Here is an 11,251-nt window from a genome sequence, read left to right on the forward strand (position 1 = left end):
CGCAGTTCCCCGCGCCCCTGAGATGCGCACTTCGTGCGCCATCTCCTCGGGGAAGGCTGCGCGCAGCGCATGCCTTCAGGGGCGCGGGGAACTGCGCGAGAAGCCCCACCGGCCGGGGCCCGCCCACGAACCGGTCCACCCCGCTCGTACACGCGAAACGCCGCCGCGCACACCCCCAGGCCCACCACGAACACCGGCAGCCACGCGGCCCGGGCGGCGACCCATGCCACCGAATCCGGGGACGTGTGTAGCCCCGGAAGCCGTCCGGCGAGGAGCCCCGTCGCGGTGACCGCCATCAGGGCCGTCTGGTGCCAGAGGAATATCGTCATCGCCGACAGATTGGCGAGGGCGACGGCGGCCCAGGCCGCGGGCCGCCGCATCCACCGCCGCAAGGGACCGAGCAGCAGCAGAGCGCCCCCGCACTGGGCGAGGCCGAAGGCGACCGCGGCGAGCGTCGGCGGGTTCAGGTTCGAGACCGGCGCGCCGGGCACGCCGACCATCGACGCCGGATAGCCCGCGAAGAGGACCAGGCCGGCCGTCGCCGCGGCCCCGCCGACGAGCAGCGTCCACCCGCACCGCCGGGACGGCTCACCGCGGGCCCAGGCCGTGCCGAGCGTGTACGGGACCAGCCAGCCCGCCGCCACATTGACCCAGCCGAGCCAGGACGGGCCGCCGAACCCGAACCGTACGAGGTCCACGTGGAGCACGACGGCGAGCGGCCACAGCGGGCTCAGCCGCGCCACGAGGGGGGTCACGGCCGTCAGCCCCGCGAAGACCAGCAGGAACCACATCGGGGACAGCGCGAGCTTCCCCAGGGTGTGGACCGTGGTGAAGGGGACTCCCGCGAGCAGCATCCCGGCCGCCGCGAGCGTCCACAGCCCGAGCACGGCGGCGACCGGCCCGAAGAGCCGGCCGAGCCGGGCCCGCAGCCACCGCCCGTACGTCTCGCCGCGCTCCCGGGACGACGCGTGGCTCTTCGCCGCGACGTGCCCGCCGACCAGGAAGAAGACGGCGAGGGTCTGGAAGAGCCAGGAGACGGGAGCGAGCCACGGCAGGTGCTGGAGCGGGCTCGCGGTGCGCAGGGTGCCGTCGCCGTCGGGCACGAGGGCCGTGACGCACCAGTGGCCGAGGACGACACCGCAGATCGCGAGGGCGCGCAGCGCGTCGACCGCGCGGTCCCGGTGCGCCGGGGTCGCCGCGTCGGCCCGGCGGACGAACGACCGGACGGGAGAACGGAGTTCAGCCATGGGTGGCCTCCGTGGCATCGGCGATGTCGGTGACGTCGGTGTAGCGGCCCAGGACGATCCGGGTGAGGTTGTCGAGGGAGGGGGAGCCGGGTCTGAAGTAGTCGCTGTGGCCGCCGTCGCCCGCGGCGAACACCCGGGCGCCGAAGGCGGCGGAGACCGGATCGGTGCCGAAGCCGACCGTGGTGCCGAAGACATCGGCCCGGACGTGCGGCACATCGGCGATCCAGTCGTCCGCGCCGCGCGCCGCCCACACGGTGGCCCGGGTGCCGAGGTCCGCCGCGCTGTCCGCCCCCGCGCCGGGACTGCCGACGAGCGCGAGGTCGCGGACGGCGGCGCTGCCGGTGAGGTGCGGGGCGGCGACGGCGCACACCACCGCCCCGTAGGAGTGGCACAGCAGGGAGACGGCCGAGTCCGGCGCTATCCCGTGCAACCGCCGGACGAAGGCGGTCAGTTCGGGTGCGGCCCGATGGGCCCGCCCCGTCGTGATGACGGCCGCGCTGACCGTCCCCGGCGTCTCGTACCCGAGCCAGGCCACCACCGCGGCCCGCGCGCCGAGCCTGTCGTGCAGGGCGAGGGCGCCCGCGCGGAACCGGTCGTAGGTGTCGATCGAGGTGTCCGAGCCGGGCACCAGCACGGCGATCCGGCCGGCGTGCGCCAGGTCGCCGAACACCTCGGCGGCCCGGCCCCGGCCGCGCGGGTCGAAGTCGAGGAACGTACGGCCGGCGGACGCCATCGCGCGCAGTTCACGGGCGCGCCCGGTGTCGCCGTGGTCCGCGGCCATCGTGGCGGCCCGCGCCGCCGTCGCCCGGTTCGCCGCGTACGCCCCGTCGAGGGACGCGGCCGTGACCGTGCCCAGCCGGGCGGGCCCGGGGGCGGGGATCTCGGGGTGCGCGGCCGCCGACACGGGCACCACGACCGCGCCCGCCACCAGCGCGGCGAGCATCGCCCGCCGCAGCCGCCCCGCCCAGCGCCGCACTCCGACCCGGCCGCCCATGGCCCGCCCCTTCCGTCCGACGCCACCGTCCGGCGTCTCTGGAAAGGAAGTTATTGATCACAGGCTGTAGTCGGCATCACACCAGGGAGCCAACTTCGCACGTAGCTCCCAGGTATCACCCGGGCCTCCCGCGTCATACCCCGGTATGCCGACCAGCGGCGTCACCAGGCCAGTTGCTCGATCTCCTCCGCGACCACCGCGCACGCGTCGGCCGCCGGATCGATCAGCGGGAAGTGCCCGACCTCCTCCAGGAACGTGACGCCCACGACCTCGCCGGCCTTCGCCGCCGCGTCGGCGTACGCCTCGGCGAGCGCGAACGGGACCGTGGTGTCGGTGCGGCCCTGGACGAGAGTGGTGGCGATGCCCGTCGGCAGCAGCAGCGACGGATCGGCCCAGGCGCGCCGCTCGTCGAACGACCCGGCGTCGCCGCCCAGCAGTTCACCGGCCGCGCCGCCGCACACGCCCAGCTCCTCGGCGAGGGCGAGGTCCGCGATCGGGGCGAGCGCGACGACCCCGCGCAGGGCCGCCGGGGCCCCGGAGTACCAGGGCGCGTCCTCGGGCAGCACATGCCGGGCCGCCGCCCACAGCGCGAGGTGACCGCCCGCCGAGTGCCCGACGGCGACGACGCGCCGGGCGTCCGCCGTCGGCAGGTGCTCGGCGGCCAGCGCGGGCAGCGCGTCGAACGCGGCCGCCACATCGTCGAACGTCTCCGGCCAGCGCCCCGCCACCGGCCCGCCCGCGCCCTGGTGCGGCACCGAACCGCCGCGCCGGTACTCGACGTTGGCGACGGCGAACCCGCGCCGCGCGAGGAAGTCGCACAGCGGGCTCAGGTGCGTCCGGTCGTACGGCGCCCGCCACGCCCCGCCGTGCAGGGCGACGACCAGCGGGGCCGGTCCCGACCCGTCCCGGGGCGCGTAGAAGTCGACGACCTGATCCGGGTGATCGCCGTACGCGGCAGTGACGTCCGGGGGGACGGCGGGGTGCGAGAAGGCCGATGACTCCTCGGCCTTCTCGCGAGCGACGGCTTCGTCCGGCATGCTCCGACCTCTCAGCGCACAGGGGGACCAGCAGAGAACCCGCAGGAAACAGAAGGGGACCCTGCGGGGTAAGCGGACGCTACCAGGGAGATCACCTCCGCCGACACGCACAGTCACCGAGAAATCCGAATAAACGGTCCTGCGGTTCCGTTACCCTGCGGGCATGAGCAGTGAACCCGAACCCGGCACCCTCCGCCCGGGCGGCCGCACCGCCCGGGTCCGTGCCGCGGTGCTCGCCGCGGCGGGCGACGTCCTGGCGGAGCGGGGCTTCGCCGAGCTGGACCTCGCCGACATCGCGCGCCGCGCCGAGGTCGGCAAGACCACCGTGTACCGGCGCTGGTCCTCCCCCACCGGCCTCGTCACGGATCTGCTGGCCGAGATGGCCGAGGAGTCGCTGCCGCGCACGGCGACCGGCTCCCTGCGCGGCGACCTGGCGGCCAACGCCCACCTGGTGCAGCGGACCCTGACCGACCCCCGGCAGGGCCCGCTGTTCCGCGCGGTGATCGCCGCCGCGACCTGCGACGCGCACACGGCACAGGCCCTCGGGCGGTTCTACGAGGTCCGGGTCGCCGAGTGGGCGCCGGTCGTCGAAGAGGCCGTCGCCCGGGGCGAGTTGCCCGCGGAGACGGACGCCTCCGAGGTCGTCCGGGCGGTGTCCGCCCCGCTCTACTACCGGATGCTGACGACCGGGTCCGCGCCCACCGGGGCGGACGCGGACCGGGCCGTCGCCGCCGCCGTCGCGGCGGCCGAGGCGGGGGTCTACGTCAGCTCGGCCGGCTGAGTTCGGCGGCCAGCACCCGCGCCGCCCGCTCCACCTCGGCGAACCCCAGATACAGCGGGGTGAACCCGAAGCGCAGCACGTCGGGCGCCCGGAAGTCGCCGACGACGCCCGCCTCGATCAGCCGCCCCATGACCTTCCCGGCGTCCGCGCAGCGCAGCGCGACCTGGCTGCCCCGCTCGGCGTGGGCGGCCGGGGTGACGACCTCGACCCGGCCCCCGGGCACGTACGCCGCCACGCACTCCAGGAAGAAGTCCGTCAGCGCGAGGGACTTGGCGCGCACCGCCGCGACCGAGACGTCCGGCCGCGACCACACGGCGAGGGCCGCCTCCAGGGCGAGCATCGACAGGATGTCCGGGGTGCCGACCCGGCCGCGTACGGCACCGTCGGCGGGCTCGTACGCGGCCCGCATGCCGAAGGGCTCGGCGTGCGAGTTCCAGCCCGGCAGCGGCGAGTCGAACCGCGCCTGGTGCTCGGCGCGCACATACAGGTACGCGGGTGAACCCGGCCCGCCGTTGAGGAACTTGTAGGTGCAGCCGACCGCCAGGTCCACGCCGTGCTCGTCGAGCCCGACCTCCAGCGCGCCCGCGCTGTGGCACAGGTCCCAGACGGAGACGGCACCCGCCGCCCGGACCGCCGCCGTCAGGGCGGGGAGGTCGTGCAGGCGCCCGGAGCGGTAGTCGACCTGGTTCAGGAGCACCGCCGCCGTACGGGGACCGAGCGCGTCCGGCACCGCGGCCGGGTCCACCGCGCGCACCGTGCACCCGGTCATCCGGGCCGCCGACCCGGCGATGTAGCCGTCGGTGGGGAACGTCGCGGCGTCCACCAGGATCTCGTCGCGCCCCTCGGGAGCGAGGCGCACCGCGCCCACCAGCGCCTTGAACACGTTGACGCTGGTGGAGTCGCCGACCACGACCTGTCCGGCGGCGGCGCCCAGCAGCGGGGCGATGCTGTCGCCGATCCGCTCCGGCGCCGTCCACCAGCCCGACTCGGTCCACGACCGGATCCGCAGCTCGCCCCACTGGCGGCGCACGACGTCCTCGACCGCGCCCGGCACGTTCACCGGCAGCGCGCCCAGCGAGTTCCCGTCCAGGTAGACCAGATCGTCAGGGCCGAGGACGAACTCCTCGCGCACGGCGGCCAGTTCGTCGGCGGCGTCCAGCTCCCGCGCGCGCTCTCGCAGATCAGACAGCAGATCAGACATGGGACCTCGCCGTCCACAGTTCCGGAAAGACATTGCCGCGCGCCCGCTTCTCCAGCCAGGCGACCCCGGCGGAGCCGCCGGTGCCCGTCTTGGCGCCCATCGCGCGCCGGGTCGCCACCAGGTGGTCGTTGCGCCAGCGCCACACCAGCTCGGCGACGTCGCTCAGCGCCTCGCCGAGCCGCGCGAGCTCGGCGCTCTCGTCACCCGCGTACAGGGCCGTCCACACCGCCTCGACCTCCGGCGACGGCTCGTAGCGGCGCGACACGTCCCGGTCCAGGACGGCGCGCGGCACGTCGTGGCCGCGCCGGGCGAGGAGGCGCAGCACCTCGTCGTAGAGGCTCGGCTCGTGCAGCGCCTTGTCCAGCTCGGCGTGGACGCGCGGGGCGCCGCGGTGCGGGACCAGCATCGAGGCCGACTTGTCGCCGAGCAGGAACTCCATGCGCCGGTACATCGCCGACTGGAAGCCGGAGCCCTCGCCGAGCGCGGCCCGGTAGGAGTTGAACTGGCCGGGGGTGAGCTGGCTCAGCGGCCGCCACGAGGCGTTCAGCGCCTCCAGCTCGCGCACCGACCGCTTGAGCGCGGCGACCGCGGCGGGCACGTCGTCGGCGGCGAGGGACCGGCTCGCGGTCTCCCACTCGTGCACGATGACGGTGAACCACAACTCCATGACCTGGGTCGTCACGAGGAAGACCATCTCGCCCGGATCGTCCGAGCGCAGTGTCTGGAGGTGGGTGAGCACGTCGGCCTGGACGTAGTCCTCGTAGGGCGTGGTGCCCGCGAAGTCGAGATGCGGTGCGGCGGTCTCCTCCGTGTCGGAGTGCGCCTCGTGATCCGCGTCGTGGGACATCGCTGTCTCCTGTTGCGTACTACGGGTAGCGGTCCGCCCTGCCGTTACCGGCACGGGGCCCCGGTCCCCACCTCGCATCCTTCACAATCGTGCCCCGAAACGGCAAGGCCCGCCTGATCACAGGCGGGCCTCACGGGAGGAACCGGTCCTAGCCGAGGGTCTGCGCGGCCGCCGGCGAGGAATCCTTCAGGAACTGCGAGCAGCGCTCGTACTCCTCCTGCTCGCCGATGGCACCGGCGGCGCGGGCCAGGGCGTGCAGGGCGCGCAGGAAGCCGCGGTTGGGCTCGTGCTCCCACGGCACCGGCCCGTGGCCCTTCCAGCCGCTGCGGCGCAGGGAGTCCAGGCCGCGGTGGTAGCCGGTGCGGGCGTACGCGTACGACTCCACGACGCTGCCCCGCTCGAAGGCCGCGTCGGCGAGCTGCGCCCAGGCGAGCGAGGAGGTCGGGTACTTCGCGGCGACGTCCGCCGGGGCGGTGCCGCCCGCCAGCAGCTCGCGGGGCTCGGGGTCGTCGGGCAGGTGGGTCGGGGGCGGTCCCCCGAGCAGGTTCTCGTGAAGGCTCATGGGTTCCAGTCTGCGCCATCGGAGCGAACGGTCGCGACGGCCCGTACGAGCGCCTCGATCCCGGCCTCCGCCTTGTCCCGGGGGCAACCGAGGTTCAGCCGGACGAAGCCCGGTTCGCCGTAGGTCCCGCCCGGCATGATCGCCACCCGCTCCCGCTCGACGAGGACCCGCTGGAGCTCCTCGTCGGCCGTGATGCCGAGCGGCCGCAGATCGATCCAGGCGAGATATCCGGCGTCGGGGACCCGCCAGCCCAGCTCGGGGAAGGCCGCCTTCAGCCGGTCCTCCAGGAGCCGCAGATTGCCGTACGTGTACGCGCGCAGCTCGTCCAGCCAGGGGGCGCCCTCGCGGTAGGCGGCGATGTGCGCGGTCAGCGCGAGCACCGCCGGTGACTCCAGCCCCTCGTCGTGCCCCATCCTGCGGACGAACTCGGCATGGTCGTCCGGATCGCCGATGAAGCCGTAACTGCCGCTCAGCGCCGGGAAGTTGAAGGACTTGCTGGCGGAGGTGACGAGCGCCCAGCGCACTCCTTCGCCGTACGCCGTCCACGGCCGGTGGACGTGTCCGTCGTGCGTGAGGTCGGCGTGGATCTCGTCGCTGATCACGGCGACGTCGTGGGCGCGGGCCAGCTCGGCCATGCGGCGCAGCTCGGCGTCCGTCCACACGTGACCGGTCGGGTTGTGCGGCGAGCAGAGGACGAAGACCCGGCTGTCGGGCCGGGCGAACTCCCGCTCCAGGCCCGCCCAGTCGTCGACCCCGACGGTCCGCAGGTCGCGGTCGAGCCCGAGGATCGCCTTGCGGAAGCCGTCGTAGGTCGGGGAGTGCAGGACGACGCCGTCGCCGGGCACCGTCCACATGCGCAGGAGCTGGGCGATCTGGTTGAGGACGGACGGGCCGTAGACGAGCCGGTCGACGTCCACCTCGGTCGCGTACCGCTCCCGGAACCAGTCGCGTATCGCCCCGCGGAAGTCGTCGTTGTGCCAGTCCGTGTAGCCGAACACGCCGTGCCCGACGCGCGCGGTGAGGGCGTCGAGCACCACCGGAGGGGACCGGAAGTCCATGTCGGAGATGGTGAACGGGAGCAGGTCCGGCACGGGGAACCGGTCCGTGATGCCGTCCCACTGCACGCACCAGGTGCCGCGCCGGTCGACGACGGTGTCGAAGTCGTACGTCACTGCTGAGTCCTCCAGACATGGCACGGGCCCGGCACCCCGAGGGGGCCGGGCCCGCACACGGCACGAGCGGTTACTTGATGCGCGTACCGGTCGAGCGCAGGCTCTCGCAGGCCTCGACGATGCGGGCCGTCATGCTCGCCTCGGCCTTCTTGCCCCACACGCGCGGGTCGTACGTCTTCTTGTTGCCGACCTCGCCGTCGACCTTCAGGACGCCGTCGTAGTTCTCGAACATGTGGCCCGCGATGGGCCGCGTGAAGGCGTACTGGGTGTCGGTGTCGAGGTTCATCTTCACGACGCCGTTCTCCAGCGCGGTGCGGATCTCCTCCAGGGTGGAGCCCGAGCCGCCGTGGAAGACGAAGTCGAACGGCTTGGAGCCGGCCGGCTTGCCGTACTTCTCGGCGATGCCCGAGTTCAGCTCCGCGAGGAGGTCGGGGCGGAGCACGACGTTGCCCGGCTTGTACACGCCGTGCACGTTGCCGAACGAGGCGGCCAGCAGGTAGCGGCCCTTCTCGCCCAGGCCCAGCGCCTCGACGGTGCGCACCGCGTCGTCGACCGTGGTGTAGAGGTTGTCGTTGATCTCGTGCGAGACGCCGTCCTCCTCACCGCCGGTCGGGGTGATCTCGATCTCCAGGATGATCTTCGCCGCCTTGGCCTTGGCGAGCAGCTCCTGGGCGATCTCCAGGTTGTCGGCGAGGGTCTCGGCCGAGCCGTCCCACATGTGCGACTGGAACAGCGGCAGGCCGCCGGCCTCGACGCGCTTGGCGGAGATGTCGAGCAGCGGGCGCACGTACCCGTCCAGCTTGCCCTTGGGGCAGTGGTCGGTGTGCAGCGCGATCTTGTTGCCGTAGTGCTCGGCGGCGACGTGGGCGAACTCGGCGAGCGCCTGCGCGCCGACGACCATGTCCTTCACACCCTGGCCCGACAGGTACTCGGCGCCACCGGTGGAGATCTGGATGATGCCGTCGGACTCGGCCTCGGCGAAGCCCTGCAGCGCCGCGTTCAGCGTCTGCGTCGACGAGACGTTGATGGCCGGGTAGGCGAACTTCCCCGCCTTGGCCCGGTCGAGCATCTCGTTGTACTGATCCGGGGTTGCGATGGGCATCTGCCGTCTCCTCGTGAAGCGCGATTGCGGGTTGAGGTTGTTCTGGTGTCCTGACCGGTGGTCCGACCTCACCAAGCACCATGGGGTGACTTCATCGTCGGCCCCATCTTTCCAGACTTGTGCGAATGCTCCAGTCCGGGGAAGGCCCGGGATGCCGGGACGTACGTCCCTAGTCCAGGCCGAGCTCGTCCTTCGAGAACGCGAAGAGGTACGGGACCCCGGCGCCCTCGGTGATCTTCTCGGCGGCGCCGGTGGCGCGGTCGACGATGGTGACGACGGCGACGACCTCGGCGCCCGCCTCGCGCACCGCCTGCACGGCCTCCAGCGGGGAGCCGCCGGTGGTGGAGGTGTCCTCGACCACGACGACGCGACGGCCCTTGATCTCGGGGCCCTCGACCCGGCGCTGCATGCCGTGCGCCTTGGCGGCCTTGCGGACGACGAACGCGTCGAGCCGCTCGCCGCGGGCGGCGGAGGCGTGCAGCATCGCGCCGGCGACGGGGTCGGCGCCCATCGTGAGACCGCCGACCGCGTCGAACTCCAGGTCCTTCGCGAGATCCAGCAGGACCTGCCCGACGAGCGGGGCCGCCTCGCCGTCGAGGGTGACGCGGCGCAGGTCGATGTAGTAGTCGGCCTCAAGGCCGGAGGAGAGCGTCACCTTGCCGTGCACCACGGCCTTGTCCTTGATCTGCTGGAGCAGGGCGTCCCGCACGTCGTTCGTCGTCATGCCCAAGAGCTTAAAGGCGCCGCCAGGTCCACGTGGTGCTGGCCTCCAGCGGCTCCACGGGCGTGACGAGGCGCGGGGCGGTGTTGAGCCCGTTCGGCGGCCCGGTCTGCGGCTCGACGCACACGGCGGCGTCCTGCTCGTCGTAGACGACGACCCACGGTTCACGGCTGGTGACGTTCACGGCGAACGCACCGGGCCAGGTCAGGGTCACGTCCACCCCGTCGGGCATGCCGAAGCAGTCGTCCCACGGCTGCGGCTGTACGCCGATGCGCCGGCCGGTGGGCAGATGGTCCTCGCCCCGCTCCTCCTGCCAGGCGGCGTCGAACGCGATCTCGACCTCGCTCTCGCCCAGCTTCCGGTTGAACCAGGGGTGCCAGCCGGCCTGCGCCGGGAACGAGTCGCCGTACGTCTCGATGCCGAGCGTCAGCGTCAGCGCGTCCTCGGTGAGCGCGACGACCTGGGTGACCCGGCCGGAGTACGGCCACGGGTCGGTGAGGTCGTACGTGAACGCCGCCTCGGTCGCCGACGCGCGCGCCGTGGTCCACTCGGCGTCCCGGGCGAAGCCGTGGATGGCGTGCGGCGGGGAGTTCAGCGGCATCTGGTGGACGTGGCCGCCGTCCATGAACCGGCCGTCCGCGATCCGGCCGCACCAGGGCACCATCGGGAAGCAGCCGTAGCGCTCGCCCTGCCGGAGCAGTTCGGTTCCGGCGATCTTCAGACTGCTGATGCGGCAGCCGTTGCCCGGCGCCACGGTCACTTCCGCGTCGCCCGCGGTCAGCGTCGTTTCCTGTGTCGTCACGACCACTGACCCTATGCGGGGTAGGGCCCCGACCGCTCAGCGGCGCCTGCGCAGCGCCCGGCCGACCACGATCGCGGAGGCCACGGCGAGGGCGGCGGCCGGTGCCGCCCAGCGCAGGGTGGCGCTCGCCGTGGCGCCGGCCGGGGCGGGCACGGGGGCGTAGCGGCCGCGCGGCGGGGCGTGGTCGACCTCCTCCGCGCTGCGGCCGATCATCGTGCGGCGGGCGTGGGCGGCGGCCGGCTCGGCGGGCAGGTCCGTCTCGGGGTCGAGGGACGGGGGCGGCACCTCGGCCTCGTACACCGACGCCTCGGGCGCCTCGGGCGCCTCGGGTTCCTCGGCCTCCTCCGGGTCGCTGCCCGGTTCCTGGCCGGCCACCCCGAGGTTCTCCGCGAAACGGTTCAGGAGGCGCTGGGCCGCCGATTCCACCGCGTCGCCGGGGAGTTCGGCCACGCGGCCGTCGCCGGTCGCGGTGCCGGTGAAGGTGAGCGTGGTGCCGCCGTCGGCGGCGGCGGCGCGGGCGGTGAGGGCGAAGGTGACGGCGCCGGTGCCGCGGGCCTCGACGGCGTCGCCGGTCAGCGTGAACGAGCCGTCCGGGGTGCGGTCGACCGTGACGCTGCCGCGGTAGGTGATGGTGTGTCCGCCGATCCGGACCTTGAGGCGACCGCCGTCGCCGGACGCGTCGCGCTGGAACCCGGGCAGGGCCCGGGCCACCCGAAGGGGGTCGCCGAGCACCGCCCTGACGGACTCCGCCGGAACCGGAACGAACACCTCATGCTCCATGTCGG

Annotated in this window: 12 protein-coding genes; 1 reads left to right on the forward strand and 11 read right to left on the reverse strand. The window is 73.6% G+C overall.

Annotated features, from left to right (window positions below):
* The 3 genes from ABZ930_RS32770 to ABZ930_RS32780 all read right to left on the reverse strand — a co-directional run.
* Positions 1-1,247 (reverse strand): acyltransferase (locus ABZ930_RS32770; protein WP_361556027.1); only part of this gene is annotated, 1,247 nt, incomplete at its 3' end.
* Complete coding sequence (locus ABZ930_RS32775; RefSeq protein WP_361556030.1) at positions 1,240-2,241, reverse strand: alpha/beta hydrolase; 1,002 nt, start codon at positions 2,239-2,241, stop codon at positions 1,240-1,242. The genes ABZ930_RS32770 and ABZ930_RS32775, both read right to left, overlap by 8 nt.
* 161 nt (positions 2,242-2,402) lie before the next feature.
* On the reverse strand, positions 2,403-3,278 hold the full coding sequence (locus ABZ930_RS32780; protein WP_361556033.1) for an alpha/beta hydrolase: 876 nt from the start codon (positions 3,276-3,278) through the stop codon (positions 2,403-2,405).
* Between the two features lie 163 nt (positions 3,279-3,441).
* On the opposite strand from ABZ930_RS32780, the gene ABZ930_RS32785 reads away from it, so the two are divergent.
* Complete coding sequence (locus ABZ930_RS32785) at positions 3,442-4,059, forward strand: TetR/AcrR family transcriptional regulator (RefSeq protein ID WP_361556036.1); 618 nt, start codon at positions 3,442-3,444, stop codon at positions 4,057-4,059.
* Here the strand turns inward: ABZ930_RS32785 and kynU are convergent.
* The 8 genes from kynU to ABZ930_RS32825 all read right to left on the reverse strand — a co-directional run bounded on the left by kynU (position 4,043) and on the right by ABZ930_RS32825 (position 11,246).
* Entirely contained in the window at positions 4,043-5,248 is a 1,206-nt protein-coding gene (gene kynU / locus ABZ930_RS32790; RefSeq protein ID WP_361556166.1) for a kynureninase, read from the reverse strand. The genes ABZ930_RS32785 and kynU overlap by 17 nt on opposite strands.
* A gap of 4 nt (positions 5,249-5,252) precedes the next feature.
* Complete coding sequence (locus ABZ930_RS32795) at positions 5,253-6,107, reverse strand: tryptophan 2,3-dioxygenase family protein (RefSeq protein WP_361556039.1); 855 nt, start codon at positions 6,105-6,107, stop codon at positions 5,253-5,255.
* 148 nt (positions 6,108-6,255) lie between these two features.
* The gene (locus ABZ930_RS32800) at positions 6,256-6,669 is read right to left on the reverse strand and encodes a DUF3151 domain-containing protein (RefSeq protein WP_361556042.1); all 414 of its coding nucleotides are present in this window, start codon (positions 6,667-6,669) and stop codon (positions 6,256-6,258) included.
* Positions 6,666-7,841 (reverse strand): MalY/PatB family protein, encoded by a 1,176-nt coding sequence (locus ABZ930_RS32805; RefSeq protein WP_361556045.1) that lies wholly within the window; start codon positions 7,839-7,841, stop codon positions 6,666-6,668. The genes ABZ930_RS32800 and ABZ930_RS32805 overlap by 4 nt, the downstream gene beginning before the upstream one ends.
* Positions 7,842-7,911: 70 nt before the next feature.
* Positions 7,912-8,943, reverse strand: a complete 1,032-nt coding sequence (gene fbaA, locus ABZ930_RS32810) for a class II fructose-bisphosphate aldolase (RefSeq protein WP_361556048.1) — start codon at positions 8,941-8,943, stop codon at positions 7,912-7,914.
* A 169-nt stretch (positions 8,944-9,112) separates the two neighbouring features.
* A complete protein-coding gene (gene pyrE / locus ABZ930_RS32815) occupies positions 9,113-9,667 on the reverse strand; it encodes an orotate phosphoribosyltransferase (RefSeq protein WP_361556051.1) in 555 nt (184 codons plus the stop codon).
* Between the two features lie 10 nt (positions 9,668-9,677).
* On the reverse strand, positions 9,678-10,466 hold the full coding sequence (locus ABZ930_RS32820) for an aldose 1-epimerase (protein ID WP_361556054.1): 789 nt from the start codon (positions 10,464-10,466) through the stop codon (positions 9,678-9,680).
* Positions 10,467-10,502: 36 nt separating this feature from the next.
* Positions 10,503-11,246 carry an SRPBCC domain-containing protein gene (locus ABZ930_RS32825; RefSeq protein ID WP_361556057.1) on the reverse strand — a complete coding sequence of 248 codons (744 nt, stop codon included), beginning with the start codon at positions 11,244-11,246 and terminating at the stop codon, positions 10,503-10,505.
* Between the last annotated feature and the right edge of the window lie 5 nt (positions 11,247-11,251).

The sequence above is a fragment of the Streptomyces sp. NPDC046716 genome, from assembly GCF_040645755.1.
Taxonomy (GTDB): Bacteria; Actinomycetota; Actinomycetes; order Streptomycetales; family Streptomycetaceae; genus Streptomyces.

Bases quoted from the DNA above. Each gene is read 5' to 3' on its own strand.
- ABZ930_RS32795 (WP_361556039.1), bottom strand. From the start codon at position 6,107: ATGTCCCACGACGCGGATCACGAGGCGCACTCCGACACGGAGGAGACC.
- ABZ930_RS32825 (WP_361556057.1), bottom strand. From the start codon at position 11,246: ATGGAGCATGAGGTGTTCGTTCCGGTTCCGGCGGAGTCCGTCAGGGCG.
- pyrE (WP_361556051.1), bottom strand. From the start codon at position 9,667: ATGACGACGAACGACGTGCGGGACGCCCTGCTCCAGCAGATCAAGGAC.
- ABZ930_RS32780 (WP_361556033.1), bottom strand. From the start codon at position 3,278: ATGCCGGACGAAGCCGTCGCTCGCGAGAAGGCCGAGGAGTCATCGGCC.
- fbaA (WP_361556048.1), bottom strand. From the start codon at position 8,943: ATGCCCATCGCAACCCCGGATCAGTACAACGAGATGCTCGACCGGGCC.
- ABZ930_RS32785 (WP_361556036.1), top strand. From the start codon at position 3,442: ATGAGCAGTGAACCCGAACCCGGCACCCTCCGCCCGGGCGGCCGCACC.
- ABZ930_RS32775 (WP_361556030.1), bottom strand. From the start codon at position 2,241: ATGGGCGGCCGGGTCGGAGTGCGGCGCTGGGCGGGGCGGCTGCGGCGG.
- ABZ930_RS32800 (WP_361556042.1), bottom strand. From the start codon at position 6,669: ATGAGCCTTCACGAGAACCTGCTCGGGGGACCGCCCCCGACCCACCTG.